The following is a 25,917-nucleotide window of genomic DNA, read 5'->3' as shown; positions in this document are numbered from 1 at the left end:
GGCCGCGATGGCGACGGCTTCGGCCGAACACCGGCCCGACAGTCTGCGCGCCGGCTGCGTGGAGGCCGTGGCCGCGGCCGATCTCGACCGCAAGGTGGCGATCGTGCGTGCCGTGTACGCGCGCTGGAAGGATCGCACCATCTCCCTCATGCGTCCGGGCGACCCGCCGGTTCCCGATCGCCCGGGTCGGCCGGACAGACCCGCGCTGGTCGATCCCCGCAAGGTCGCCAGGCGTTCGCTGCACAGCCTGCGCGGGCGCATCGCCCTGCTCCACGCGCTCGCCCATATCGAGCTCAACGCCATCGATCTGGCGCTCGACATCGTCGCCCGTTTCGCGCCCGAGCGCCCGCCGGCGAGCTTTTTCGACGGCTGGATGCAGGTCGCCTTCGAGGAAGCCAAGCATTTCTCGCTGTTGCGCGCGCGGCTGCGCGCCCTGGGCGCAGACTATGGCGACCTGCCGGCGCATGGGGGTCTTTGGGAAGCCGCCCACCAGACCCGCAACGATCTCTATGCGAGGCTGGCGGTGGTGCCGCTGATTCTGGAGGCGCGCGGGCTCGACGTCACCCCGTCGCTGATCGACAAGATGACGGAGACCGGCGACGACGAGACGGCCGCCATCCTCGACATCATCTATACCGACGAGAAGAAACACGTCGCGATCGGCGCCAAATGGTTCCGGTTCTACTGCGCGCGCGAGCGCACCGACCCCGCCCGGCGTTTCCGCGAACTCGTGCGGGCCAATTTTCGCGGCGACCTCAAGCCCCCCTTCAACGACCGTGCCCGCGCCGAAGCCGGCCTCACGCCGCTGTTTTACCGCTCGCTGACGGCGACCTCGAACGCCTGAACGGACTTCGGGCGCGGCGCGGAGGCCGATCGTCGGATTTCGACCGCCTGCGGGCGGCCGGGCAAACGTTTGTTAACCCTAATAATGTGTACTTGTTCGCGGAGTTTGAGCGCAGTCTGGATTTTGTATCAGTGGCAGAAGCACGCACGCCCCCGGTTTTCGGCAAACGCACCGAACCGCATACCGTCATCATCGCCCGTGGCGACCAGATACGCCATTTTACCGTCCGGCCGTGGGTGGCCGCGCTCGCCGGCTCGGTCGTCGCCGCCTTCGCCATCGGCTATCTGCTCGCCACCTCTTACCTGGTCCTGCGCGACGACCTGATCGGCGCCACGGTCGCGCGTCAGGCCCGCCTGCAACAGGCTTATGAAGATCGGATTTCGGCCCTGCGCGCGCAGGTCGACCGGATCACGAGCCGGCAATTGCTCGATCAGCAATTGATGGAAAACAAGGTTGCCGAGCTTCTCGGGCGCCAGGCCGAGCTTACAGCCCGCGACGGAAGGCTGCGTCCCCTGCTCGAACGGGCCAACGGCGGGCGCCTTCCCAAGAACGCGCCGTTGCCGTCGCAAAAACCCGATCTGCGCGCCGATCTGTCGACGATGACGGGCTATGCCGCAACGCCTCCCAAAACCGCGGCCGCCGCCGTGCTCGACGGCTTCGCCGCTGCCGCACCCGATCCGGTGACGACCGGCTCGGTGGCCGACGAAGCGGACCGGATTTTCGTTCAGATCAACCAGTCGCTGCGCCGGATCGAAACCCAGCAGATCACCCGCCTGCGCGACCTGACCGAAAACGCCTACCAGACGGCCGAATCGATTTCCGCGGCGCTCAAATCCGCAGGGCTTTCGCTCGACGCCAGCTACGGCGAAAAGGATGTCGGCGGTCCGTTGGTCGCGCTCGAGGCCCCGGCCGCGTTCGAGGCCGAAGTGATCGAGCTCGACGAGGCGCTCAACACGCTCGACGCCATCAAGGCCGCGGCCAAGCGGTTCCCGATCGCCAACCCGGTTCCGGGCCAGCCCGTCACCAGCGGCTTCGGCGTGCGCAAGGATCCGCTCCTGGGCAGGCCGGCCCATCACAGCGGCATGGATTTCCGCGCCCGCACCGGCCATCCGGTGCGCGCCGCCGGCGCCGGCGTGGTCGTGAAGGCGGGCTGGAACGGCGGCTATGGGCGCATGGTGGAGATCGATCACGGCGACGGCCTGACCACACGCTACGCGCATATGAGCAAGCTGCTTGTGCGCAAGGGCGAAAAGATCGAAAGCGGCGCCGTCGTCGGCAAGGTCGGCAGTTCCGGCCGCTCGACCGGCCCCCACCTGCACTACGAGGTCAGGCGCAAGGGCAGCGCTATCAATCCGCTGCGCATGATCAAGGCCGGCAAGAAGATCCGCCAGTTTTTTTAGAAGATCGCGCCCCGGCCCGCTCAGCCGCCGTAATAGTTCATCACGCTGTGCCGCGCCTCGGCGAAAAACAGCCAGCGCTCCACCAGCAGCCCGCCGGCATAGGCCAAAAGCGCCAAAAAGGTGAAAACCGGCCAGCCGAGGCCGCCCTCGGCCGCGAAAAGGGCCGAGGCCGCGAGCAGCACGATCGGCACCCCGCCGCCGAGACCGAAGGCGATGGCGACCAGTTTGCGGGCATGTTTGCGGGCGATGCGAAACCCCATCTCGCGGGTCAGATAGTTTTCCGTGCCGTGCGGCCGCTCGAGCAGACGCACCCGACCGAGCGCGCCGAGCCCGGTCGCGGTCTCCGGCGTCGAGGCCGATGTCAGCGCGCCCAGGCGCCGGCGCCAGACGAGTTTCGTAGCCCAGGCGACGACGAGCAGACCCAGCGCGAGTGCGGCGAGCGGCCCGGTATCGCCAGCGCCGAGCGCGGCGAAAAACGTCGCCAGCACCGCGCCGCCGGCAGCGGCAAAGGCCAGGAAGGCGGCCGGCGTGAGCGGCGAGTGCCAGGCTTCGACGGTCCGCAAGGAGGCATAGATCATCGCCGTGCAATAGACCGTCGCCGCGCAGCCGAGCGAACCGGCCAGACCGGCGGGCCAGGAATGGCGGCTCTCGAAGAGCGTGGCCCAGGCCGACAGGCATAACGGCACGAAGGTCGCGATCGCCAGCACGCCCTCGCGCGAAAGCCAGCTCGAGCGCCATTGCGACAGGGCGCGCCACGCCCGCTGCGGGTTGCCCAGATGCAGCGTCGAGGCCAATAGCCCCGCCGAGATCAGGCCGAGGGCCACGACATAGGCGGCCTTGGTCGCCGGCGCGGCGGGATCGAGCACGCCGAAGCCGAGAAAAAAGGCGAGCCCGTAGCCCAGCCCCGAACTGGTGGTGAAGACGATGATCGACAGGGCGGGATGCATTCAGATCTTCTCCAGCATGGTGTCGATCCAGGCAAGAAAGCCGGTCGCCCCGCCGGTGTCCTCGCCGGCAGCCGGTCCGGCCGGCGCATGGGCGGCGAGCGTGGTGCGCGGTCGCGGCGGCAGATATTTGTTGACCGGCGCGGTGCCCTGCTCCGGCATCAGATCGATGCCGCCGCGCGCGGCGACCATTTTGGAGACCTGCGAACCGGGATCGCCGAGATCGCCGAAATGGCGCGCATTGGCCGGGCATGTGCGCACGCAGGCCGGCACGCGGTCCTCCTCCTCAAAGCTCTGATTGTAGATGCGGTCGATGCACAGCGTGCATTTCTTCATCACCCCGGCGGCCAGGTCCATTTCGCGCGCCCCATAGGGGCAGGCCCAGGCGCACAGCCCGCAGCCGATGCACTTGTCCTCCTCGACCAGCACGATACCGTCCTCGCCCCGCTTGTAGGACGCGCCCGTCGGACAGACCGTCACGCATGGCGCCTCCTCGCAATGCAGGCAGGATTTCGGGAAATGCACGATGCGCGCCTCGCCCGCCTCGCCGACCAGCTCGCCGCCGTCCGGCACGATCTCGAAGGTGTGGATGCGGTTGAGCCAGGCGCCCGAGACATGTTCGCCGTAAGGGTCCTGGTCAGACAGAGCCGCGCCGTGGCCGCCGGTGTTCCACTCCTTGCAATTGACCACGCAGGCATGACAGCCGACGCAGATGTCGAGGTCGATCACCAGACCGAGTTTGGTGGCGGAAGGCTGTGAAGGCAGCGCCGTCATGAGCTCCACTCCTGACCGTATCGCAATTCGTCCGGTGCCTCGCCCAGCCGTTCGACGGGACGGAACTGCGGCTCGGAATGCGCGCCCGGCTCCGCCTTCTCGATCCTGACGCGCAAATCGTACCAGGCGGCCTGGCCGGTGACCGGATCGGAATTCGACCATCGCAGCCCGTCGCCTTTCGGCGGCAGCAATTCGTGGATCAGATGGTTGAGCAAGAACCCCTTGGTCGCTTCGGGCGCGTTCTCGTCCAGCCCCCAGGCGCCCTTGCGTTTGCCGATCGCGTTCCAGGTCCACACCGTCGCGCCGTTGACGGCCTCCATGCGCGCCACCTCTACCTTGATGCGCCCGTGCGGCGAGATCACCCAGGCCCAGTCGCCATCGGCCAGTCCGGCCGCGTCGCACACGGAGCCCGGCACGTAGAGCGGGTTCGCGGTATGGATCTGCCGCAGCCAGGCATTCATCGAGCCCCAGGAATGATACATCGCCGCCGGGCGCTGGGTGATGGCGTGCAGCGGATAGCGCTCGCGGTCGATCGCCGCCTCCTCCAGCGGCCGGTACCAGTCCGGCAGCGGGTCGAAACTGTCCAGGATGCGGGCACGGTGGCTTTCAGGCGCGACCGGTTCGCGCACGCCCTGCGCCGAAAGCCGGAATTTTTGCAGGTTTTCCTGGTAAAGTTGAAAGATTACCGGCTGCGGCTGGTCGAAAAACCCCATTTTGACGGCAAAATCCTGATAGGCGCGGTTGGCGTGCTTGAAATAAAGCGCTTCGGCCGGGATCGGATGAGTGAAGAACGAGCCGTTTTCGATATAGCGCTCGAGCTGCGCCGGGTTGATCGCGCCGCGCCCCACCCGGTCGCCCGCCGTGCCGCGAAACCCGGCCAGCGGGCCGATGCCCGGCCGGCGCTCGTGGCGCACGATATAGTCGGCATAGTCGCGGTAAAGCGGCGTGCCGCGCGCGTCGACGAAACCCGGCAGTTTCAGCCGCGCGCCCAGATCGAGCAGCACCGACTGGAAGCCGCGCACGTCCCGGTCGGGTTCGACCACCGGCCAGCGGATGGCGTCCTGAACCGCGTCCGGTTCCGAGATCGGCCGGTCGAGCATCGAAATGCAGTCGTGCCGCTCCAGATAGGTCGTGTCGGGCAGGACCAGATCGGCATAGGCCGTCATCTCGGAGGCATAGGCATCGGCGACGATGATGCGCGGAATGCGGTATTCGCCCGTCTCGCCGTCCTTGTCCTCCAGCATTTTTATCACGCCGGCGGTGTTCATCGACGAGTTCCAAGCCATGTTGGCCATGTAGAGAAACAGCGTGTCGATCGGATAGGGATCGCCGGCATGGGCATTGGCGATCACCATATGCATCAGACCGTGCGCCGAGATCGGCGCATCCCAGGAAAATGCCTTGTCGATGCGCGCCGGGCGCCCGTCTTCGTCGATCAGAAGGTCCTCGGGCCCGCGCGGAAAGCCGAGATGCGGCCCGGCAAGGGGCTGTTCCGAGCCGAAATGCTCGGCCCGCCCGTGCGGGCGCGGATGCGCCTCGACCGGCTTGGGATATGGCGGCTCGTATCGGAACCCGCCCGGACAGTCGATCGCCCCGATCAGCACCTGCAAGAGATGCAGCGCGCGCGCGGTCTGAAACCCGTTCGAATGGGCAGAAATGCCGCGCATGGCATGAAAGGAAACCGGCCGGCCGACGAAACCGTCATGGCGCGCGCCATGCATGTCCGTCCACGGCTGGTCGACGAAAATCTCCTCCTCGAAGGCGACCCGCGCGATCTCGGCGGCAAGCCCGCATATCGTCTCGGCCGCAATCCCGGTCTCGGCCGCCACCGCCTCGGGTGCATAACGCGCGTCGAGATATTTTTCGGCCAGAAGCTCGAAGGACGGCCGCGCGAACCGGCCGTCGCCAAGCTGATAGCGCCCCGAAAGCGCCGGGCGCGCACCCTTGAGATCGTGATGGACGGCCTGCTCGGTGACGGTCTCCCAGATCAGCGCCCGGCCCTCGCGATCGCGCGCGAAAAGCCCGTGCTCGGCGGTGCCCGGCGCATCGATCACCAGCCAGGGCGCATTGGTGTAGCGCACCAGATAGTCGACATCGATCCGGCGCGTGCGCAACAATTCGTGGACCAGCGCCAGGATCAGAAGCCCGTCCGTGCCGGGGCGGATGCCGATCCAGTTGTCGGCGACGGCCGAATAGCCGGTGCGCACCGGGTTGACCGACACGAACCGCGCGCCGCGGCTCTTCAGCTTGGAAATGCCGAGCTTGAGCGGGTTGGAATCGTGGTCCTCCGCCACCCCGAACAGCACGAAAAGCTTGGTACGGTCCCAGTCGGGCGCACCGAATTCCCAGAACGCGCCGCCGATGGTCATGATGCCTGCCGCGGCCATGTTGACCGAGCAGAACCCGCCATGGGCGGCATAGTTGGGCGTGCCGAACTGCTGCGCCCAGAAACTGGTCAGGGCCTGGCTCTGGTCGCGGCCGGTGAAGAAGGCGAGTTTTTTCGGATCCGTGCGGCGCACCGACCCCATCCACTCGGTGGCGAGCCCGAGCGCCTCCTCCCAGGAGATGCGCCGGAACCGGCCCGAGCCGCGCGGCCCGCTCCTCAAGAGCGGCCCCTCCAGCCGCGCCGGCGCGTAATGCTGCATGATGCCGGCCGATCCCTTGGCGCACAGCACGCCGCGATTGACCGGATGGGCGCGATTGCCTTCGATATAGCGGATCCTGCCATCCTTGAGATGGACGTCAATGCCGCATCGGCAGGCGCACATATAGCAAGTGGTCTTGCGCGTTTCGTCGCCGACGGGATTGGACAGCGCAAGGCGTGGTTGCGGACTCATGAGCACTCCCTTTCGCGAAAGTCTTATACAAGACTCAACCGCAAGGGAATGGACGACACCGCCACTTTTCACGACAAATCCGACGATCCGCCGCGCGCCGGCGCAATTCCAGGCAAAAGCGCCGCATCGCCCGAAGGCGATGCGGCACGCGATCCGGGAGGATGGATCGTCAGTTGACCACGTGGATACGCGTATTGCCGGGCCCGACCTGCTTGACCAGCGCATAAAGCTCGGCCGCATTGTCGGTGCGCAGGCGCACGCAGCCATGCGAGGCCGGACGGCCGAGACGTTTCACGGCGTTGGTGCCGTGAATGGCATACCCGCCGTGAAAGAAGATCGAATAGGGCATCGGCGACATGTCGTATTTGCGCGAATACCACATTCTGTGCATGCGGATCGGCCGATACTGACCGCGCGGCGTGATATAGCCCCTGCGCGCCGTCGACACCTTCCAGCGATGGATCACACGGCCATGCTTCTTGATTGTCATCGTCTGCGCCGAGACGTCGACCGTCGCCACCAGACTGGCGGCCCAGCCGCTTCCGCTCGCCGCCAGCACGACCGCCACGGCCGAAAACACAGTGACTACCAGCTTCTTCATGCGCTCAACCCCAAGCCACTTTGCCCTATCACCCAGCGTAAGGCGACCTTCGTGAACGGTAAGTGAACAGTTCTACAGAGGCCGCCGGCCTGAGACCCCAGGATAGGCTCGGCACCTTGACGTTACGGCAACCCTGTGGACAAGCTGTGGACAGGCCGGCGGCGAGGTCTAACAAAAAATTGAAGCGCCGATAACGGGAAGGAAACGCCAGCTCGTTATAGGCTGTTGAAATTGTTCCAGTATGGGCGGGGTGAAGTTCATGTTGCGCTATCTTCTTTCCTTGGGTTTTCTCGGTTTCCTCGTGCTTGCCACACCGGCGGACGCACATGCGGTTCGGCTGGAGGCGCGGGTGGACCTGTCGTCCCAGACGATGACGGTCGTGCATCGCGGCGTGGTGAAATATCGCTGGAAGGTCTCGACCGCGCGGCGCGGCAAGGTGACGCCGGTCGGCACGTGGCGCGCAAAATGGCTGTCGCGGCACCATCGTTCGAGCCGTTACAACAATGCGCCGATGCCCTATTCGATCTTTTACAACGGCAACTACGCCATTCACGGCACCAATGCGGTGAAACGCCTTGGCCGTCCGGCCTCGGCGGGCTGCATCCGGCTGCATCCCTCCAACGCCGCGATCCTGTTCCGGCTGACCCAGCGCGAGGGGTTGAAGAACATGCGCGTGGTGGTGCGCCGCTGATCGCGGTCCCACTCGTTTGAGTGCGCCGCCGGTTCCATAAGGAGCCGGCGGTAACATTTGTTCAAGACCGGCCGGCCGGCATTTGCGATCAATGCGTCCATCGCAACGCCAGGAGACGGCCATGCAAACCCCTACCGCCATCGAGGCCCCGCGCATCTTTCCCGCCATGCGCTTTCGCAACGCCGCCAGAATGATCGATTGGCTGTGCGAGGCGTTCGGCTTCACCCTACACGCCAAATATATGGACGGCGACACGGTCGCCCACGCCCAGCTTTCCTTCGGCTCGGCGATGATCATGTGCGGCGACATGCGCGACAATGCTTATGGCGATCTGGTCGGCGCGCCGGACGGCGCCGGCGGCAGATCGCTCTATATCGCCGTCGACGACGTCGACGCCTTGTCGGCGCGTGCGGCCAAGGCCGGCGCCGAGATCGTCGAGGGGCCGGTCGAGCGCGATTATGGCAGCCGTGAAGTCATCTGCCGCGATCCGGAAGGCAATATCTGGTCTTTCGGCACCTACTGGCCGAAAGCGCACGAACCGGCGGAGTGAGGCGATGGAGGACACCACTGCCCTGCCGGCCGGCGCGATCGTACTTGGCCCTGGCGAGGGCCGCAGCTACGACATGCCGACAATGCACGCCGTTTTCAAGGCCGACGGCGTGGAGAGCGGCGGCCGCTTCTGCGCTTCGGAATGGTGGCTCGCCCCGCGAAGCGCGGGACCCGGCCCGCACAGCCATGCCGACAATGACGAAATTTTCTACGTCGTCGAAGGAACCGCCTCGATCCGGGTCGGCGACAACTGGATCGAGGCCGACAAGGGCGCTTTCGTCCTTGTCCCGGCCGGCATCACGCATGATTTCGAAAACCGCGGCGATCGACGCGCGGGGCTGTTCAACCTGTTCCTGCCGGGCGGTTTCGAGCACAACATGCCGGCCATTCTCGCCTGGTACGCCCGCGCCTAAAGCCCATAGCCCGGTCGACATCCGGCCGCCGGTCGCTGCGTTGACCGCGCTGTTGCCGGCTTGGCCAGAATCCGCACCCCGGATGCGCGAATTCGCACATCGGATTGTCGACCGTCGAGTTGCGCGGGCTCCTCATTGGTCTAGATTGGCCTCTCAGGACGGGTGAACACCGTTTCCGGGAGGACAAGATGGACGCCATCGTGGAGGCCGCCGCAGGCCAGTTCGAACTCAACGAGGACCAGCGCGCGATCCAGGAGATGGCGCAGAGCTTCGCCGCCGACAAGGTCACCCCGCACGCGCTCGACTGGGACCGCGACGCGCATTTTCCCGCCGACGTGATCCGCGAGACCGGCCCGCTCGGCTTCGGCGGCATCTATGTCAGCGACGATGTCGGCGGCTCCGCGCTCGGCCGCCTCGACGCGGTGCTGATTTTCGAGGCGCTGGCGTACGCCTGTCCCGGCTTTTCTTCCTTCATCTCCATCCACAACATGGCCGCGTGGATGATCGACATGTTCGGCAACGACGCGCAGCGGCAAAAATTCCTGCCGCGCCTGTGCTCGATGGAATTGCTGGCGAGCTATTGCCTGACCGAGCCGGGCTCGGGCTCCGACGCGGCCGCGCTCAAGACCCGGGCCGCGCGCGCCGGGGGCAATGGCAGCGACTATGTGCTCAACGGCACCAAGCAGTTCATCTCCGGCGCCGGCGGCAACGATCTTTACGTGGTGATGGCACGCACCGGCGAGGACGGGCCGAAAGGCGTGTCGACCTTCGTGGTCGAAAAGGACACGCCGGGCCTTTCCTTCGGCAATGACGAGCGCAAGATGGGCTGGCATATGCAGGAGACGCGCCAGGTCGTGTTCGAGGACTGCAAGGTGCCTGCCGAAAACCTGCTCTCCGGCGAAGGCGCCGGCTTCAAGATCGCCATGGCCGGGCTCGACGGCGGCCGCCTCAACATCGCCGCCTGCTCGCTGGGCGGCGCGCAGGCCGCGCACGATAAGGCGCTTGCCTATGCCGGCGAGCGCAAGGCGTTCGGCAAGACGCTCGACCAGTTCCAGGCGCTGCAGTTCAAGCTCGCCGACATGGAGACCGAGCTGAGCGCGGCCCGGCTCATGCTTTACGCCGCCGCCTCGCGGCTCGACCGCAAGACCCACGACGCCTCGAAATGGTCGGCCATGGCCAAGCGTTTCGTCACCGATGCCGGCTTCGAGATCGCCAACGACGCGCTGCAGATCCACGGCGGCTACGGCTATCTGCACGAATACGGCGTCGAGAAGCTGGTGCGCGACCTGCGGGTTCACCAGATCCTCGAAGGCACCAACGAGATCATGCGCGTCATCATCGCCCGGCACCTGGTCGGCCGATAGCCGCCGGGCAGCCGCATCGGGCAGGCCCATAGCCTGCTTGCCGGGCGCACCCTTGCGCGCGTTTCATCATCGACCGACTATCCGCACGTCGCATTTCCGGAGGAGACCCCGACATGACCACCATCGCCTTCATCGGCCTCGGCAATATGGGCAACCCGATGGCCGCCAACCTCGTCAAGGCCGGTCATCGGGTCCGCGGCTACGACCTCGTGACCGACAATCTGGTGGTGGCCAAGGAAAACGGCGTCACGATCATGGCCAACGCGGCGGCCGCGGTGAAGGACGCCGACGTGGTCGTCACCATGCTGCCGGCCGGCAAACATGTGATCGCGGTCTACCAGGACGTGGTGCCCGGCGCGCGCGCCGGCACGCTGTTCATCGATTCCTCCACCATCGACGTGGAGTCCGCCCGCAAGGCGCACGCGATCGCCGAGGAACACGGCATGCTGTCGGTCGACGCGCCGGTGTCGGGCGGCACGGCGGGCGCGGCCGCCGGCTCCCTGACCTTCATGGCCGGCGGTGCCGACGCCGCCTTCGCCGGCGCCGAGCCGATCCTGGAACCGATGGCCGGTCGCGTCGTGCATTGCGGCGGGCCGGGCGCCGGCCAGGCGGCCAAGATTTGCAACAACATGATCCTCGGCATTTCGATGATCGGCGTGTCGGAGGCCTTCGTGCTCGCCGAAAAGCTCGGCCTGTCGCACCAGGCCCTGTTCGACGTCGCCTCGACCTCGTCGGGACAATGCTGGTCGATCACCTCCTATTGCCCCGTGCCCGGCCCGGTGCCGGCCTCGCCGGCCAACAAGGACTACAAGCCCGGCTTCGCCGCGGCGCTGATGCTGAAGGATCTACGCCTTGCCCAGGAGGCCGCCGCATCCGCCGGCGCCGTCACGCCGATGGGCGCGGAAGCCGCCCAGCTTTACGCCCTGTTCAATGCCCGGGGCCATGGCGGCGACGATTTTTCCGGCATCATCAATTTCTTGCGCGGCGATACCGACTGAGAAGCGCCAAGGGCTACGATCGGGGCAAAGGCGACGCGCGCCGACCGGCGCGATCGCCCGCCCACGCCTGCGCGCTGGCCGCCGCGACCCGGCGGCGGAAATTTTCCAGGCGCCTTAACCGGAAAAAACGCCGAATTTAGACTTGCTTAAGCGCTTGCTAACCGCGCGGTAACGATGTCGGGCTAGAACGGTTCACGAGGCGGTTGCGCAAGGCCGCCCGCCGCTCCGGATCAGGTCTCGCGTACCGGAGTCGTACGTTTCGCAAGCGTATCAGTTGTCGCGAAACGCCTGCGTATCTTGCAAAACCGCGTTCCTCCCGCCCGGAAGAACGCGGTTTTCGCATGCGCGCTCCACGCTTTGCCGGCCGGCCCTTGTCAGCCCTTCGGCAAGAAGGCCGCGTCGACCTGCGGGCGCAGCCCGTTGGCGAGCCGGTTGGTCTCGTTGGCCATGCCGACCACCGCCAGCAGTTCCATCAGCATCGCCTCGCTCATGCCCTTGGCGCGGGCGGCGGCCGTGTGCGAGTAGCTGCAATATTCGCAGCCATTGGTCGCCGACACCGCGACATAGATCAGTTCCTTGGTCAGCGGGTCGAGCGCGCCGGGCGCCATCACAGCCTTCAGGCTTTCCCACACGCGCTTCAACTGAGCCGGATCGTGCGCCAGCACCTTCCAGAAATTGTTGATCCAGTCGGTTTTACGGGTCGCCATGATGTCGTCATAGACGGCGCGGACCTCGGGCGAGGCGTCCGCGTAGTCGATGGGTTTCACGATCGGCGGGTTGGCCATGAACACGCTCCCTTCCATGCAAGGCTCGTTTTTCCGTGCGCCCCGCGCCCGCCCCTTGGGTGCCGGGAGAAAAAGGCGGGGCGCACGGGGACCTCTTCCTATCTGCCGTGCAGGTCGCGCGCGGCCAGGTCGAGCGCCCTTGCGATCCGCTCGCAGGCCATGTCGATCGTCTCCCTGGTCCAGATCAGCGGCGGCGACAGGATCATGGTGTCGTTGACGGCCCGCATCATCAGCCCGTTGGCGATCGCGTGGTCGCGCACCAGGGAGGCGGCGCGCCCGACCGGATCGAACCGCGTCTTGGTCTCTTTGTCCTTGACGATCTCGATCGCCGCCAGCAGGCCGAAACTGCGGATTTCGCCGACGAGCGCGTGATCGCCGAGCTTTTGCCTCAAGGCCTCGCCCAGATACGGTCCGGTATCCTCGGCCACCCGCGCGACCAGCCCCTCGCGTTCGATGATCTCGAGGTTCTTCAGCGCCACCGCGCAGGCGACCGGATGGCCCGAATAGGTGTAGCCGTGAAAGAACTCGCCGCCCTTCTCGACCAGGGTGGTGGCGATGCGGTCGCCGACCAGGAGCGCCGACAGCGGCTGGTAGCCCGAGGTGAGCGCCTTGGCGGTGGTGATCGTGTCGGGCTCGATGCCCATCGACTGGGCCGCGAACCAGGCGCCGGTGCGGCCGTAACCGGTGATCACCTCGTCGAGCATCAGCAAGACATCGTATTTGCGGCAGATACGCTGGATCTCGGGCCAGTAGCTCGCCGGCGGGATCTTGACCCCGCCCGCCCCCATCACCGGCTCGCCGATGAAGGCGGCGACTGTGTCCGGCCCAGCCTCCAGGATCGCGTCTTCGAGCGCGCGCGCCGCGCGCAGGCCGAAGTCTTCGTCGCTTTCGCCCGCCTCGGCCAGTTCGTAGGCATAAGGCGGCATGACATGGACGATGTTGGGCACCCCGCCGTGCAACTGGTCGTGCATGGCCGCCATCCCGCCCAGCGACGCGCCGGCGATCGTCGAGCCGTGATAGGCCCAGTCGCGCGAGATCACCCGGTTCTTCTCCGGCTTGCCTTCCAGCGCCCAGTAATGGCGCACCAGCCGCAGCGCGGTGTCGTTGGCTTCCGAGCCAGACGAGCCGTAAAACACCTGGTTGATGCCGTCGGGAGCGAGTTCGGCCAGCTTCTTGGCCAGCAGAACCGGCGTCGGCGTGGAACAGCGGAAGAAGGCGTTGTAGTAAGGCAGCTCCTTCATCTGCTCATAAGCCACCTCGGCGAGTTCGTCCCGGCCGTAACCGACATTCACACACCAGAGCCCGGCCATGCCGTCCAGGATCTCGTTGCCGTCCATGTCATAGACGAACGGCCCGTCGGCGCGAGCGATGATGCGGCTGCCGGCGGCGCGCAGGTCCTTGTGATCGGTGAACGGATGCAGATGATGCGCGGCGTCGGCCTGGCGAAGCTGCGCAAGCGAATAGTTCTGATAGGTCATGATGGTGTCGTCCTTGCGTGAATCGATCCGGCGCCAAGGCCGGTGGCGAATTCAGGCATGGCCGGGCGGAGAATAGCCGATACGCGCGCACAGCCGCAGAAGCTCGGCATGGCGCGTTCTGGGAGACGGTGTGATCGCCGCACCCGCAGTGTGCGATTTGAAAGGCGAAGCCTGCATGATCGCGCCAGGATGCCCGAGATCGCGCGCGCCTTCAAGCACGCGCCGCGGCGCCCCTTGGCCCGGCCGGAGCGGCGATGTCGCATTTGTCTTGGCGGCAACCGGCCACCATGTCGCATTGCTTGCCCTTATGGTCGCCGCCTCCCCTATCGGCACGACCGGGATCGGCGACAATGCCCCCCGCCTCGAAACAACGCCGGAGCCTCGCATGAGCCTTGAAACCCCGCCGCCCCCTCCCGCAGCGACCGGCGAGCGCGGACGGCGCGGCGGACGCGCGGGCAAGCGCGCGGGACATGCGGCGGCCGGCATAGACCAGCCCCCCTTCCGCCAGCACGCCCTGCCGTTCCAGCCGACGGCGCTAATGTCGGACGACGAACTGGAATCCATTCATCTCGCCTCGCTGCGCGTGCTCAAGGAGATCGGCATCGACGTGCTGCACGACGAGGCGCGCGCGCTGATGAAAAAGGCCGGCGCCGACGTCGCCCCCGGGTCGGTGCGGGTGCGTTTCGATGCCGATATGATCATGGAGCAGATGGCGCATTGTCCGCCTGAATTCACGCTGCACGCCCGCAACCCCGCACACAATGTCCGCTTCGGCGGCAACAATGTCATTTTTTCGCTGATGGCCTCGGCGCCCAATTGCTGCGACACCGATTCCGGCCGCCGGCCCGGCAACCAGCTCGACTACCGCAACCTGCTCAAGCTCGGTCAGCAGCACAACATCATCCAGTGCACGGGCGGCTATCCGGTCGAGCCGATCGACGTCCATCCCTCGATACGGCACCTGGAATGCATCCGCGACCTGGCGCTTTTGACCGACAAGGCCTTCCACATCTATTCGCTCGGCAAGGAGCGCAATCTCGACGGCATCGAGATCGCCCGCATCGCGCGCGGCATCTCCCGCGAACAGCTTGCAAACGAGCCTTCGACCTTCACCATCATCAACACCAACTCGCCGCTCAAGCTCGACATCCCGATGATGGAAGGCATCATCCAGATGGCCGGCGCCGGACAGGCCGTCATCGTCACCCCGTTCACGCTGGCCGGCGCGATGGCGCCGGTCACGGTCGCCGGCGCGCTGGTGGAACAGAACGCCGAGGCGCTGGCCGGCCTCGCTTTCGCGCAGATGGTCAGAAGGGGAACGCCGGTCGGGTATGGCGGCTTCACCTCCAATGTCGACATGAAGTCGGGCGCGCCCGCCTTCGGCACGCCCGAATATATGAAGGCCCAGCTCGTCGGCGGCCAGCTCGCCCGCCGCTACAAGGTTCCCTACCGCACCTCCAATGTCTGCGCGGCCAACACAGTCGACGCCCAGGCCGCCTATGAAAGCGTGTTTTCGCTATGGGGCGCGATCCAGGGCGGCGGCAATCTTCTCATGCACGGCGCCGGCTGGCTCGAGGGCGGGCTGCAATGTTCCTACGAAAAGCTCATGCTCGACATCGAGCTTCTGCAGATGGTGGCCGAATTCATGAGCCCGCTCGACCTGTCGCAGGACGCGCTCGGCATCGAGGCCATGCGCCAGGTCGGTCCCGGCGGGCATTTTTTCGGCACCCCCCACACCCAGTCGCGCTACAAGACCGCCTTCTACGCGCCGATCATCTCCGACTGGCGCAATTACGAGAACTGGCAGCTCGCCGGCAGCCCGACCGCCATCGAACGCGCCAACACGCTGTGGAAGGAACGGCTGGCGGCCTACGAAAAACCGCCGATAGACCCGGCGATCGAGGAGGAACTCAACGATTTCGTCGACCGCCGCATCGCCGAGGGCGGCGCCCCGACGGATTTTTGAAGCGGAACCGCGACGCCATGACCATGCTCGACTGGCATGCGGGCCGCAGCGACCTTGCCGAGATCGCCACGCTCGACCGCGCGCCTGAGACCGAAGAGATCGACCTGGTCGCGGTACGCGGCTACCGGCTGGCGCGCCTGCGCGCTGAAATGGCGCGACGCGACATCGCCGCCCTGATCCTGTCTGACCCGGTCAACATCCGCTATGCGACCGGCACGCGCAACATGCAGGTCTTTTCGGCCCGCAACGCGCCCTCGCGCTACCTGCTCGTTACCGGCGATCGCACCATCCTCTACGAGTTCACCGGCTGCATGCATCTGGCGGCCGGTTTCGAGACGGTCGACGAGGTGCGGCCGGCGCTCACCGCCAGCTTCGTCGCCGCTGGGCCGCGCATCGCCGCGCGCGAACGCGCCTGGGCCAAGGAGATGGCGCTGACACTGAAAGAGCTGGTGGGCGCGCGCGCCACGGTCGGATTGGAGCGCATGAACGCCGGCGCGGCCCTGGCGCTCGGCGCGCACGGGGTCAGGCTGGTCGATGCGCAGGCGCCGGTGGAGATGGCGCGCGCGATCAAGTCGGCGGAGGAGATGAAATGCGTGCGCGCCTCGCTGCGCGCCACCGAAACCGCGGTTGCGCTCATGCGCGCCGCGCTCCGCCCCGGCATCTCCGAAAACCAGCTCTGGTCGGTGCTGCACCAGGCCGTGATCGCCCAGGACGGCGACTATTGCGAGACCCGGCTGCTGTCGTCGGGCGCGCGCACCAATCCCTGGTTTCAGGAGAGCGGGCCGCGGATCATCGGCGCGAACGAGTTGATCGCGCTCGACACAGACGTCGTCGGCTGCCACGGCTATTATTCCGATTTCTCGCGCAGCTTTCATTCCGGCCCCGCAAAACCGAGCCCGGCGCAGCGCACGCTCTACAAGACCGCCCGCGAGCAGGTCGAGCACAACATGGCGATCATCCGGCCCGGACTCAGCTTCCGCGACTACGCCGAACGCGCCTGGGACATTCCCGAACGCTACCACGCCAATCGCTACTACCTGTCGGCGCATGGCTGCGGCATGACCGGCGAATACCCCTATCTCTACCACCGCGCCGACTTCGCCGACGCCGGTTATGACGGCGTGATCGAACCCGGCATGACGCTGTGCGTGGAAAGCTATATCGGCGAGGACGGCGGACACGAGGGCGTCAAGCTCGAACAGCAGATCCTGGTGACCGAAACCGGCACGGAGCTGTTGTCGGAATTTCCCTTCGAGGATGCGCTGATGGCGTGACCAGCACCTGAATCGCGATGTGAAGACCATGATTCATTGTTTGAAGAAAGCGGACACAAAGGCATGAAATCACACGTCAAAGCGGTTGTGATCGGCGGCGGGGTCGTCGGCTGCTCGGTGCTCTACCATCTGGCACGGGCCGGCTGGACCGACGTGATGCTGATCGAGCGTTCCGAACTGACTTCCGGCTCGTCCTGGCATGCCGCAGGCGGCTTCCACACGCTCAACGGCGACCCCAACGTAGCCCGTCTCCAGGCCTATACGGTCCAGCTCTACAAGGAGCTTGAAGAGTTATCCGGCCAGTCCTGCTCGCTGCATCTGACCGGCGGCGTGATGATGGCCGACAGTCCCGAACGGATGGATTTCCTGCGGCTCGCCCACGCCAAGGGCCGTTATCTCGGCATGGACACCGAGCTGATCACGCCGTCGGAAGCCAAGGCGATGTTTCCGCTGATGGACGAGACGAATTTCGTCGGCGCGATGTGGGATCCGGTCGAGGGCCATCTCGATCCTTCCGGCACCACCCACGCCTACGCCAAGGCGGCCAAAAAACTCGGCGCCGAGATCGTGCTCAGGAACCGCGTCACCGAGCTGACCCAGGAAGCGGACGGCACCTGGAACGTGGTCACCGAACAGGGCACGGTGAAGGCCGAGCACGTGGTCAATTGCGGCGGGCTGTGGGCGCGCGAGGTCGGCCGCATGGTCGGGCTCGAACTGCCGCTGCTGGCCATGGAACACATGTATCTGCTGACCGAGCCCATGCCGGAGGTGGAGGCGTTCAACCGAGCCACCGGGCGCGAAATGGTCGGCGTGCTCGACTTCAAGGGCGAGATCTATACCCGCCAGGAACGCAACGGCATCCTGCTCGGCACCTACGAAAAGGCCTGCAAGCCCTGGTCGCCGCAAACCACGCCGTGGGAGTTCGGCCACGAGCTCCTGCAGCCCGACCTCGACCGCATCGCACCGTCGCTGGAAATCGGCTTCAAGCATTTCCCCGGCATCGAAAAGGCCGGCATCAAGCAGGTCATCAACGGCCCCTTCACCTTCGCCCCCGACGGCAACCCACTGGTCGGCCCGGTTCAGGGGCTAACCAATTTCTGGGTGGCGTGCGCGGTCATGGCCGGGTTTTCGCAGGGCGGCGGCGTCGGTCTGGCGCTGTCGAACTGGATGGTAAACGGCGATCCGGGCTTCGACGTGTGGGGCATGGACGTCGCCCGCTTCGGCGAGTGGGCGAGCCTGCGCTACACCAACGCCAAGGTGCGCGAAAACTATTCCAGGCGCTTTTCGATCCGCTTTCCCAACGAGGAACTGCCGGCCGCCCGGCCCGCCCAGACGACGCCGCTCTACGACGTGATGGTGCGCGACAACAACGCCGTCATGGGCGATTCCTGGGGACTGGAAACGCCGCTCTGGTTCGCGCCTAAGGGCACGGAAGCGAAAGATATCGTCTCCTTCCACCGCTCCAACGATTTCGAGCATGTCGGTCGCGAGGTGCGTGCCGTGCGCGAGCGCGTCGGCGTGACCGAGATCGCCAATTTCGCCAAATACCAGGTCACCGGTCCCGGCGCGGAAGACTTTCTCAACCGGCTGATGACCAATCGCATGCCGAAGCCGGGACGCCTGGTGCTGACCCCGATGCTCAACGAATTCGGCAAGCTGATCGGCGATTTCACCATCGCCAAGGCCGGCGACGAGCGTTTCATGATCTGGGGCTCATCGGCCGCCGCCATCTATCACATGCGCTGGTTCGAAAAGCATCTGCCCAAGGACGGGTCGGTGCGCATCCACCGCTTCGACCAGACCCTGGTCGGCCTATCGATCGCCGGGCCGCGTGCCCGCGACGTGCTGCAGGAACTGGTCGACGAGGATGTCTCCAACGCCGCCTTCCGCTTCATGGATTTCCGCGAGATGGCGGTCGCCGGCGCACCCTGCATGGTCAACCGCGTCACCTATACCGGCGACCTCGGCTACGAGATCTGGATGCCGCCGGCTTATGAGCGCCTGGTCTATCAGGCGATCAAGGACGCCGGCGCACAGCACGGCATCGCCGATTTCGGCATGCGCGCGCTGCTGTCGATGCGGCTTGAAAAGAACTTTCCGACCTGGTTCCGCGAGCTCCGGCCGATCTACGGACCGTTCGAGGGCGCGATGGAGCGCTTCGTCAAGCTGGAAAAGAACGACTTCATCGGCCGCGACGCGGCCGCGAAGGAGGCGAAGGACGGCCCCGGGCTGCGGCGGGTCTCGATGATCATCGATGCGCTCGACGCCGACGTGATGGGCGACGAGCCGGTCTGGGCGCGCGTTCAAGGAAAGGATTTCGGCACGGTCGAGCCGCCGCACGGCTATGGGGCGCCGCGTTTCGACGCCAGCGGGACGGAGACCCGGCTCTCCAAGGCCGATCACGGCGCCTCGTCGGTGCGTGGCCTCCACGACGGCGACTGGAGCGTGGTCGGCTGGGTGACGTCGGGCGGCTACGCCCATCATGTCGGGCTGTCGATGGCGCAGGCCTACGTACCGGCAGCACTCGCCGACCAGGAGAGCGAAAACCTGTTCGAGATCGAGATTTTGGGCGAGCGGCGGCCGGCGCGCATCACGGTCGAGGCGCCGTTCGATCCCGGCGGCGACAAGATGAGGGGGTAGCGAGGCGGACGCATCTGGTGTCTGTTGCGCCTTCAAACCGGCCCCGACTCGACGGATACCAGCATGACCAACGACACCCGCTCGCCCCGCCTCGCCGTACTGATCGACGCCGACAACGCCTCGGCGCGCATCGCCGACGGCCTTTTCGACGAAATCGCCAAGATCGGCGAGGCCAGCGTGCGGCGCATCTATGGCGATTTTTCCGGCACACGCTCCAAGGGATGGGCCGACATCCTGGCCCGTCACGCCATCATTCCGCACCAGCAATTCGCCTACACGACCGGCAAGAACGCCTCCGACATCACGCTGGTGATCGACGCCATGGATTTGTTGCACAGCGGCCGGTTCGACGGGTTCTGCCTGGTCTCGTCCGACAGCGACTTCACCCGGCTCGCAGCCCGCATCCGCGAACAGGGCGTGGACGTCTACGGCTTCGGCGAGCGCAAGACGCCGGAAAGCTTCCGCCAGGCCTGCCGCCGCTTCATCTACACCGAAAACCTCTTGCCGGGCGCGGCCGCCAATCAGGAGCCCGACGCCGAAAAGGCCAAGCCGCTGCAGCCGCCGAGCGCCGCGACCCCGATCATCACCAAGGTGATCGAGCAGATGGACAGCGACGACGGCTGGGTGCCGCTGGGGGCGGTGGGCACGCATCTGGCCAATCTGGCGTCCGATTTCGATCCCCGCACCTACGGGTTTCGCAAACTGTCCGACCTGGTGCGCAAGACCAACGCCTTCGAGATCGACCATCCCGAGGGCGGCGCGCTGCGCATCCGCCTCAAGCCGGAAGGCAAGGCCGGCGGCGGGCGGGCAAAAAGGGCCTGAAGCGGCGGCACCCGGCAGCGCCCGCGCGATCGCACGCGGGCGCGCTCAAAGGTCCGAATCCGGGCAGTTCATGTCGGCTTTGCGCCTTGTCGACGGCCACGATCGGCGCCAGTCTCCTTGTGAGGAGGAGACATGGAAACTTCTGATCCCAAAGGCCTTTTCGGCCGGCATCGCAAGATTATGCCGTTTTCGCCGGACGATGCGGCGATCGCCGGCCAGCCCGATGCGGCATTGTTGCGCGCCGCCCGCGACAAGGCCGCCGCGCTTAACCAACATGTGCTCGGCTACGGCGCGCTCGCCGAGGCCGAATGGGCGGCCGCCGGCATTCCGGCACCCGATCTGGCGGCCATGCGGACCTACCGGCTCGAGCGCCTGCGTGCCGAACTCGCGCGCCGCGACTATGCCGGACTGATCGTCTACGATCCCGTCAACATCCGCTACGCCACCGATTCCACCAATATGCAGCTTTGGGTGACGCACAACGCCACCCGCTTCTGCTTCGTGGCGACCGACGGCCCGGTGATCCTCTATGATTATCACCACAGCGAACATTTGTCGGACCATGCCGGCGTGGTCGACGAGGTCCGGCCCTGCCTGTCGACGATCTTCATGTATGGCGGCGACCTGATCGAGGAGCGCATCGGCCGCTGGGCCGACGAGGTCGCCGCCCTCGTCGCCGAGACCTGCGGCGGCAATCGCCGCATCGCCGTCGACTGCCTGCAGCCCGGCGCCCATGCGGCGCTGATCGCGCGCGGCATCAAGGTGCATGACGGCCAGCAGGTGATCGAGCGCGCCCGCGCGGTCAAGTCCGCCGACGAGATCGTGTGCATGCGCCGCGCGGTCGTGGCCTGCGAGCGCGCCATGGCCGAGATGGAGGCCGGCCTGCGCCCGGGCATGAGCGAAAACGACCTATGGGCGCTGCTTCACCACGGCAATATCGTGCGCGGCGGCGAATGGATCGAAACCCGGCTGCTGGCCTCGGGCCCGCGCACCAATCCCTGGTTCCAAGAATCCTCCGCACGTATCATCGAAGCTGGCGATCTCGTCGCCTTCGACACCGATCTGATCGGTCCCTACGGGTTCTGCGCCGACCTGTCGCGCACCTGGCTCGCTGGCGACGGCAGCCCCAGCGACGAGCAGCGCGCGCTCTACCGCATCGCCGCCGACCAGGTCGCCCACAATATGGACTTGTTGCGGCCCGGCCTGTCGTTTCGCGACTTGTGGGAGACGGCGAAATCCCTGCCGGCCGACTGCCTGCCCAACCGCTATGGCTGCCTCTATCACGGCGTCGGACTGTGCGACGAATACCCGACCATTCCCTATCGCGACGACGTCGAGCCCGACATTCCGGCCGACGAGATATTGGTGCCGGGCATGGTGTTGTGCGTTGAAAGCTATACCGGCCGGCTCGGCGGCCATGAGGGCGTGAAACTGGAGGAGCAGGTGCTGATCACCGAGACCGGGTTCGAAAAACTCTCCGCCTACCCGCTCGACGCGCGGCTGAGCGGCTGATCCGGCCCGCCGGCGGCGAGCGCGCCGGCTATGCGCGCGTGCAGGGGCGCCAGCGCGGCGGCCGAAATATAGGGCAGGCCCGGACGCCGGGCGGTCCAGCCAACCGGCACGAGGTCGGCGGCGGCCGGCTCGAACCGTTTCGCCAAACGCCAGCTCCGGCAGTCGACGGCGCAAATATCCGCCCCGCCCGCCGCGACGGCCTCGATCGAGGCGCGGTGGCCGCCGGTTTCGATGCGGTCGCCAAAGATATCGAGGCTTTCGCCGGCGGCGACAAGATCGCGGGAAAGCGCGATCAGGCCGGACATCGACGCGGTTTCGTTGAAGGCAAGCCGCCCGCCCCGCAGCCGCTCGAGCGGCAGCACGGCACCGCCGTCGACCGGTGCGGGGACGGGATCGGCCTCGCCCCGGCGCATCAGGATCGCACTCGAATAAAACGGCCCGGCCCCGCCCTCGAAGGCGGAATAGTCCGGCTGGCCGACGACGCCGACATGGGCGGCGAGCCCGGTCGCCTCCATCGGGCCCCAGCAGGTCTGGGCGACAAGCAGGCGCGGATGGCGCCACAGCGTGGCGGCGTCAAACCCGTCCGGCGGCAGGGTGGCCGGATCGGGCGCGATCGGCGCCCCGGCCGCGTCGCGGATGCCGCCCGGCACGGCCGGCATGTCGGCGTTGCGCCGCACGAGTTGCGCCGGCGCATCCACGCCGGCCGCGCGCAGCCGCCCGGCCATCGCCGCCCACTGGGCGTCTGTCTCGGCCCGGCATTCGGGCCAGTCATACATCGGCAAGGCGGCGATAAAGGCGCTCATCGTCCCTTATGCGCAAGGCGAAGGCCGGCGCGCAAGAGTTGGAAAAGACTCACTCCTTTGGCGGCCTGGCGGGCACCAGCGACGTTCCGGCGACACCGTCGACGCTGCGGCTGCGCTGACGCGGGCGAAAGGCGCGGCCCGGCTCGGGCGCCCGACGCAGCGCCGGGTGGACGACCGGTTCCTTCGCCCGAAAGGCGAAGCTGCGGAAGAGTGCGAAATAATTGGCGAACACATAGCCCTCGTTGCGGGCGATCCATTCCCGGCGCCGTTCGGCAAACAGTTTCGGCAGCCGGTACCACGGCGCCTGCGGCAGCGTGTGGTGGACGAGATGCAGATTGTTGTTGAGAAAAAGCAGCGCCAGCGGCGAGCGCTCGACGATGATGGTGCGCCCGTCGGGCCGTTCCGACCATTGGTGCTCGGCATAGGTTCTAACCGAGATCAAAGCCTGGCCGATCCACACCGGGCCGACGATGTAAAGCCAGAGCGGCATGTGGAAGACGAACACGATCACCGGCGCCACGATCACCAGCCCCGCCGCGTGCAACAGCCAGGCCCGGCGCACCGCGCCGGCCCCGCGCAGCATCAGCCCGGCATCGGTGATAAAAAAACCGAGACTGCCGAGCCAGGGGTTGAGCAGCATGCGCCCGATCATGGTGTTGTTGACGCGCAGCAAAAACTTCATCGCCGCCGGCATCGCCTCGTAGCGCCACAGGGCCTGGTAGTAGCTTTCGGGATCGTCGAATGGGTCGGTCAGCCGCTCGTCGGCGTGATGGCGCAGATGGATCGAGCGAAAGCGCCGATAGGGCCACACCAGCCCGAGCGGCAGAAAGACCAGCGCCTCGTTGATCCGCGCGTTGCGTGTGGGGTGGCCGTGGCAGACCTCGTGCATCAAAGACGCCTGCAGCGCCAGCACGATGCCGAGCAAGACGATCGCGGCCAACGGCCAGTGCGGCCAGACGAAAAGGCCGATGCCGATCCAGGCGCCGTAGCAGACCACGATCAAGGCCACGGTCGGCCATTCGACGGCGCCAAGACCGCCGCGAGAATATGTCCGGTTCATTCCTGTCAATTGCCTTTGCTGTGGAATCGACCGATTCCTGACAGGAAGATGTCAGCAGATATTGTTTCCGACAACGCGAGAACGCGCACGAATTGTTTATTTTGCGCATATTGCCCATCTAATGTTTACTGTTGTAAACAATACCGACCCCGAGACGCGGGGCAGCCGGGGGGAGGCAAACGACCATGGACAAGCGCGATCTTTCCGGACAATTCCGCGAGCGGCTGAAGGCGCTGGTTCAGCGCTCCGGCGCCAATCAGTCCGCTTTCGCCGCCGGTGTCGGCATCGACCGCTCGGCCTTGTCGCAGCTCCTGTCCGGCGCCACGACCCGGCTGCCGCGCGCCGAGACCCTGATGAACATCGCCGAGCGCCACCGCGTGTCGCTCGACTGGCTTTTGGGGCTGAGCCAAGACGAGGGCTTGACCGGCGAAATCCGCGAAACCTTCGAGATCGAGGAGGGCGGCGGCGCCTTCGACCGCACGCTTTTGGCGAAATGGCACGCCGAGGCGGCGGGCACCAAGATCCGCTACGTGCCGGCCGGCCTGCCCGACCTTCTGCGCACCGACGCGCTGATCGAGTACGAGGCCAACATCACCAGCCGCAGCCGCGAAAGCCAGTACGACGAAACCCAGTACCGGATCGACTATACGCGCCGCCCGGAGACCGACATGGAAGTGTGCATGCCGCGCCACATGCTCGACATCTTCGCCACCGGCATGGGGGTGTGGAACGAATTTCCCGAACACCTGCGCCGCGCCCAGCTCGAGCATATGGCGCGCCTGCTCGACGAGCTCTACCCCGCCTTCCGGCTGTTTTTGTATGACGGGCTGGCGCGCTATTCGATCCCCTACACGATCTTCGGCCCCTACCGCGCCGCGATCTTCGCCGGCGACATGTATCTGGTCTTGAACGCGACATCGGCCATCCAGACGCTGACGCGCCATTTCGACAATCTGATCCGCGCCGCCATTATCAACCCGCACGAGGCCGCCGCCTATGCCGCCTCGCTCGCCAGCCTGCCTCCACGGCGTGATTGACGCGATATAAGGATTTCTTTATATCGTTATGTAAATTCCCATCCCTTTGAGAGACGACCGATGCCCAATCCGATCGAGGCCCTTCTGGCCGAAAAGGGCGTGCTCCTCGCCGACGGCGCCACCGGCACCAACCTGTTCGCGATGGGGCTTTTGTCGGGCGAGGCGCCGGAGCTCTGGAACGAAACCGAGCCCGACAAGATCGCCGCCCTGCATCGCGGTTTCGTCGAGGCCGGTTCCGACATCATCCTGACCAATTCCTTCGGCGGCACCCGCCACCGGCTGAAACTGCACCAGGCCGAGGACCGCGTCTTCGAACTGAACCGGCGCGCGGCCGAACTGGCCCGCGCCGTCGCCGACGCGGCCGGCCGGCGGGTGATCGTCGCCGGCTCGGTCGGGCCGACCGGCGAGCTATTGCAGCCGCTCGGCGCGATGAGCTATGCCGAAGCCGTCGAGGCCTTCGCCGAGCAGATCGAGGGGCTGAAGGCGGGCGGCGCCGAGGTCGCCTGGATCGAGACCATGTCCTCGCCCGAAGAAATCCGCGCCGCCGCCGAGGCCGCGATCCGCGTCGGCCTGCCGTACAGCTTCACCGCTTCCTTCGACACGGCCGGCCGCACCATGATGGGGCTTGCGCCCTGCGACATTCACGGCGTGGTGGCGGATCTCGCGGAGGCCCCGCTCGGGGTCGGCGCCAATTGCGGCGTCGGCGCCTCCGACATCCTGGCGTCGCTGTTCGACATCACCGAAGCCGATCCGGCCGCCACCGTAATCGTCAAAGGCAATTGCGGCATCCCCGAATTCCGCGGTTCCGAGATTCATTATTCCGGGACGCCGGAGCTGATGGCCGACTATGTGCGGCTCGCCGTCGACGGCGGCGCGAAGATCATCGGCGGCTGCTGCGGCACCTCGTTCGAGCATCTGGCCGCCATGCGCACCGCGCTCGACGCGCATCAGCGTGGTGAGCGCCCGAGCGTGGATGCGGTGGTGGCGCGCATCGGCCCGCTGCGCAACAAGACGGCCGACCAGAGCGGTCAGGCGGCAGGCGGCGAAAGCCGCCGGGAACGCCGCCGCGTGCGCGGCTGATAAACCGGTCTGCAGGCCAAAGACGACCTCTTGCTGGCAAAAAGG

The 25,917-nt window shown here is 66.4% G+C and carries 23 protein-coding genes; 15 read left to right on the top strand and 8 right to left on the bottom strand.

The window, feature by feature from the left end:
• The first annotated feature begins 7 nt into the window (after nt 1-7).
• The gene (locus C7T96_RS13230; protein WP_106571847.1) at nt 8-844 is read left to right on the top strand and encodes a ferritin-like domain-containing protein; all 837 of its coding nucleotides are present in this window, start codon (nt 8-10) and stop codon (nt 842-844) included.
• A gap of 131 nt (nt 845-975) precedes the next feature.
• Nucleotides 976-2,244, top strand: a complete 1,269-nt coding sequence (locus C7T96_RS13225; RefSeq protein WP_106571846.1) for a M23 family metallopeptidase — start codon at nt 976-978, stop codon at nt 2,242-2,244.
• 20 nt (nt 2,245-2,264) lie between these two features.
• On the opposite strand, the gene C7T96_RS13220 is transcribed toward C7T96_RS13225, so the two are convergent.
• The 3 genes from C7T96_RS13220 to C7T96_RS13210 are packed head-to-tail and all read right to left on the bottom strand — an operon-like array spanning nt 2,265 to nt 6,799.
• Nucleotides 2,265-3,191 (bottom strand): DmsC/YnfH family molybdoenzyme membrane anchor subunit, encoded by a 927-nt coding sequence (locus C7T96_RS13220; protein WP_106571691.1) that lies wholly within the window; start codon nt 3,189-3,191, stop codon nt 2,265-2,267.
• Nucleotides 3,192-3,962: a 4Fe-4S dicluster domain-containing protein gene (locus C7T96_RS13215; protein ID WP_106571690.1), complete on the bottom strand. Its 771-nt coding sequence runs from the start codon at nt 3,960-3,962 to the stop codon at nt 3,192-3,194.
• Nucleotides 3,959-6,799, bottom strand: coding sequence for a molybdopterin oxidoreductase family protein (locus C7T96_RS13210; RefSeq protein ID WP_106571689.1), 2,841 nt, complete (start codon nt 6,797-6,799; stop codon nt 3,959-3,961). The genes C7T96_RS13215 and C7T96_RS13210 overlap by 4 nt, the downstream gene beginning before the upstream one ends.
• A 48-nt stretch (nt 6,800-6,847) precedes the next feature.
• On the opposite strand from C7T96_RS13210, the gene C7T96_RS24490 reads away from it, so the two are divergent.
• Complete coding sequence (locus C7T96_RS24490) at nt 6,848-6,976, top strand: hypothetical protein (protein WP_275069002.1); 129 nt, start codon at nt 6,848-6,850, stop codon at nt 6,974-6,976.
• On the opposite strand, the gene C7T96_RS13205 is transcribed toward C7T96_RS24490, so the two are convergent.
• A complete protein-coding gene (locus tag C7T96_RS13205; protein ID WP_106571688.1) occupies nt 6,969-7,400 on the bottom strand; it encodes a L,D-transpeptidase in 432 nt (143 codons plus the stop codon). The two genes, C7T96_RS24490 and C7T96_RS13205, sit on opposite strands and share 8 nt — an antisense overlap.
• A 259-nt stretch (nt 7,401-7,659) precedes the next feature.
• On the opposite strand from C7T96_RS13205, the gene C7T96_RS13200 reads away from it, so the two are divergent.
• The 5 genes from C7T96_RS13200 to mmsB all read left to right on the top strand — a co-directional run bounded on the left by C7T96_RS13200 (nt 7,660) and on the right by mmsB (nt 11,415).
• Nucleotides 7,660-8,091: a L,D-transpeptidase gene (locus tag C7T96_RS13200; RefSeq protein WP_106571845.1), complete on the top strand. Its 432-nt coding sequence runs from the start codon at nt 7,660-7,662 to the stop codon at nt 8,089-8,091.
• A gap of 121 nt (nt 8,092-8,212) precedes the next feature.
• On the top strand, nt 8,213-8,641 hold the full coding sequence (locus C7T96_RS13195; RefSeq protein ID WP_106571687.1) for a VOC family protein: 429 nt from the start codon (nt 8,213-8,215) through the stop codon (nt 8,639-8,641).
• A 4-nt stretch (nt 8,642-8,645) separates the two neighbouring features.
• Nucleotides 8,646-9,053 (top strand): cupin domain-containing protein, encoded by a 408-nt coding sequence (locus C7T96_RS13190; RefSeq protein ID WP_106571686.1) that lies wholly within the window; start codon nt 8,646-8,648, stop codon nt 9,051-9,053.
• Nucleotides 9,054-9,241: 188 nt separating this feature from the next.
• On the top strand, nt 9,242-10,417 hold the full coding sequence (locus C7T96_RS13185) for an isobutyryl-CoA dehydrogenase (RefSeq protein ID WP_106571685.1): 1,176 nt from the start codon (nt 9,242-9,244) through the stop codon (nt 10,415-10,417).
• Between the two features lie 113 nt (nt 10,418-10,530).
• On the top strand, nt 10,531-11,415 hold the full coding sequence (mmsB, locus tag C7T96_RS13180; RefSeq protein WP_106571684.1) for a 3-hydroxyisobutyrate dehydrogenase: 885 nt from the start codon (nt 10,531-10,533) through the stop codon (nt 11,413-11,415).
• 374 nt (nt 11,416-11,789) lie between these two features.
• On the opposite strand, the gene C7T96_RS13175 is transcribed toward mmsB, so the two are convergent.
• Nucleotides 11,790-12,218: a carboxymuconolactone decarboxylase family protein gene (locus tag C7T96_RS13175; protein ID WP_238719853.1), complete on the bottom strand. Its 429-nt coding sequence runs from the start codon at nt 12,216-12,218 to the stop codon at nt 11,790-11,792.
• An 80-nt stretch (nt 12,219-12,298) separates the two neighbouring features.
• Nucleotides 12,299-13,678: an aspartate aminotransferase family protein gene (locus tag C7T96_RS13170; RefSeq protein WP_106571683.1), complete on the bottom strand. Its 1,380-nt coding sequence runs from the start codon at nt 13,676-13,678 to the stop codon at nt 12,299-12,301.
• Nucleotides 13,679-14,063: 385 nt separating this feature from the next.
• On the opposite strand from C7T96_RS13170, the gene C7T96_RS13160 reads away from it, so the two are divergent.
• From C7T96_RS13160 to C7T96_RS13140, 5 genes are all read left to right on the top strand, one after another.
• Nucleotides 14,064-15,644: a trimethylamine methyltransferase family protein gene (locus C7T96_RS13160; protein ID WP_106571842.1), complete on the top strand. Its 1,581-nt coding sequence runs from the start codon at nt 14,064-14,066 to the stop codon at nt 15,642-15,644.
• A gap of 17 nt (nt 15,645-15,661) precedes the next feature.
• Nucleotides 15,662-16,918, top strand: a complete 1,257-nt coding sequence (locus C7T96_RS13155; protein ID WP_106571682.1) for a Xaa-Pro peptidase family protein — start codon at nt 15,662-15,664, stop codon at nt 16,916-16,918.
• A gap of 63 nt (nt 16,919-16,981) precedes the next feature.
• A complete protein-coding gene (locus C7T96_RS13150) occupies nt 16,982-19,558 on the top strand; it encodes an FAD-dependent oxidoreductase (RefSeq protein WP_106571681.1) in 2,577 nt (858 codons plus the stop codon).
• Nucleotides 19,559-19,621: 63 nt separating this feature from the next.
• Entirely contained in the window at nt 19,622-20,380 is a 759-nt protein-coding gene (locus C7T96_RS13145; protein ID WP_106571680.1) for an NYN domain-containing protein, read from the top strand.
• Nucleotides 20,381-20,512: 132 nt separating this feature from the next.
• Nucleotides 20,513-21,892, top strand: coding sequence for a Xaa-Pro peptidase family protein (locus C7T96_RS13140; RefSeq protein ID WP_106571679.1), 1,380 nt, complete (start codon nt 20,513-20,515; stop codon nt 21,890-21,892).
• Here C7T96_RS13140 and C7T96_RS13135 read toward each other — a convergent pair.
• Together C7T96_RS13135 and C7T96_RS13130 are read right to left on the bottom strand one after the other, a co-directional pair.
• Nucleotides 21,862-22,695, bottom strand: a complete 834-nt coding sequence (locus C7T96_RS13135; protein ID WP_106571678.1) for a PhnD/SsuA/transferrin family substrate-binding protein — start codon at nt 22,693-22,695, stop codon at nt 21,862-21,864. The two genes, C7T96_RS13140 and C7T96_RS13135, sit on opposite strands and share 31 nt — an antisense overlap.
• 49 nt (nt 22,696-22,744) lie before the next feature.
• Nucleotides 22,745-23,755 carry a fatty acid desaturase gene (locus C7T96_RS13130; protein WP_106571677.1) on the bottom strand — a complete coding sequence of 337 codons (1,011 nt, stop codon included), beginning with the start codon at nt 23,753-23,755 and terminating at the stop codon, nt 22,745-22,747.
• A gap of 185 nt (nt 23,756-23,940) precedes the next feature.
• Between C7T96_RS13130 and C7T96_RS13125 the strand changes: the two genes are divergently transcribed.
• Nucleotides 23,941-24,792, top strand: coding sequence for a helix-turn-helix transcriptional regulator (locus C7T96_RS13125; protein ID WP_106571676.1), 852 nt, complete (start codon nt 23,941-23,943; stop codon nt 24,790-24,792).
• A gap of 60 nt (nt 24,793-24,852) precedes the next feature.
• Nucleotides 24,853-25,872, top strand: coding sequence for a betaine--homocysteine S-methyltransferase (bmt, locus tag C7T96_RS13120; protein ID WP_106571675.1), 1,020 nt, complete (start codon nt 24,853-24,855; stop codon nt 25,870-25,872).
• Nucleotides 25,873-25,917: the final 45 nt, after the last annotated feature.

The sequence above is a fragment of the Nitratireductor sp. StC3 genome, from assembly GCF_003015025.1.
In the GTDB taxonomy this organism is placed as follows: domain Bacteria; phylum Pseudomonadota; class Alphaproteobacteria; order Rhizobiales; family Rhizobiaceae; genus Mangrovimarina; species Mangrovimarina alexandrii.
Note: the sequence above shows the minus strand (reverse complement) of the source record. Positions and strands in the feature narration are given on the sequence as shown.

Coding starts and splice junctions, on each gene's coding strand:
- C7T96_RS13145 (WP_106571680.1), top strand. CDS start 19,622: ATGACCAACGACACCCGCTCGCCCCGCCTCGCCGTACTGATCGACGCC.
- C7T96_RS13190 (WP_106571686.1), top strand. CDS start 8,646: ATGGAGGACACCACTGCCCTGCCGGCCGGCGCGATCGTACTTGGCCCT.
- C7T96_RS13160 (WP_106571842.1), top strand. CDS start 14,064: ATGAGCCTTGAAACCCCGCCGCCCCCTCCCGCAGCGACCGGCGAGCGC.
- C7T96_RS13195 (WP_106571687.1), top strand. CDS start 8,213: ATGCAAACCCCTACCGCCATCGAGGCCCCGCGCATCTTTCCCGCCATG.
- C7T96_RS13155 (WP_106571682.1), top strand. CDS start 15,662: ATGACCATGCTCGACTGGCATGCGGGCCGCAGCGACCTTGCCGAGATC.
- C7T96_RS24490 (WP_275069002.1), top strand. CDS start 6,848: ATGGACGACACCGCCACTTTTCACGACAAATCCGACGATCCGCCGCGC.
- C7T96_RS13220 (WP_106571691.1), bottom strand. CDS start 3,191: ATGCATCCCGCCCTGTCGATCATCGTCTTCACCACCAGTTCGGGGCTG.
- C7T96_RS13130 (WP_106571677.1), bottom strand. CDS start 23,755: ATGAACCGGACATATTCTCGCGGCGGTCTTGGCGCCGTCGAATGGCCG.
- C7T96_RS13185 (WP_106571685.1), top strand. CDS start 9,242: ATGGACGCCATCGTGGAGGCCGCCGCAGGCCAGTTCGAACTCAACGAG.
- C7T96_RS13150 (WP_106571681.1), top strand. CDS start 16,982: ATGAAATCACACGTCAAAGCGGTTGTGATCGGCGGCGGGGTCGTCGGC.
- C7T96_RS13175 (WP_238719853.1), bottom strand. CDS start 12,218: ATGGAAGGGAGCGTGTTCATGGCCAACCCGCCGATCGTGAAACCCATC.
- C7T96_RS13125 (WP_106571676.1), top strand. CDS start 23,941: ATGGACAAGCGCGATCTTTCCGGACAATTCCGCGAGCGGCTGAAGGCG.
- C7T96_RS13200 (WP_106571845.1), top strand. CDS start 7,660: ATGTTGCGCTATCTTCTTTCCTTGGGTTTTCTCGGTTTCCTCGTGCTT.
- bmt (WP_106571675.1), top strand. CDS start 24,853: ATGCCCAATCCGATCGAGGCCCTTCTGGCCGAAAAGGGCGTGCTCCTC.
- C7T96_RS13215 (WP_106571690.1), bottom strand. CDS start 3,962: ATGACGGCGCTGCCTTCACAGCCTTCCGCCACCAAACTCGGTCTGGTG.
- mmsB (WP_106571684.1), top strand. CDS start 10,531: ATGACCACCATCGCCTTCATCGGCCTCGGCAATATGGGCAACCCGATG.
- C7T96_RS13135 (WP_106571678.1), bottom strand. CDS start 22,695: ATGAGCGCCTTTATCGCCGCCTTGCCGATGTATGACTGGCCCGAATGC.
- C7T96_RS13170 (WP_106571683.1), bottom strand. CDS start 13,678: ATGACCTATCAGAACTATTCGCTTGCGCAGCTTCGCCAGGCCGACGCC.
- C7T96_RS13205 (WP_106571688.1), bottom strand. CDS start 7,400: ATGAAGAAGCTGGTAGTCACTGTGTTTTCGGCCGTGGCGGTCGTGCTG.
- C7T96_RS13210 (WP_106571689.1), bottom strand. CDS start 6,799: ATGAGTCCGCAACCACGCCTTGCGCTGTCCAATCCCGTCGGCGACGAA.
- C7T96_RS13230 (WP_106571847.1), top strand. CDS start 8: ATGGCGACGGCTTCGGCCGAACACCGGCCCGACAGTCTGCGCGCCGGC.
- C7T96_RS13140 (WP_106571679.1), top strand. CDS start 20,513: ATGGAAACTTCTGATCCCAAAGGCCTTTTCGGCCGGCATCGCAAGATT.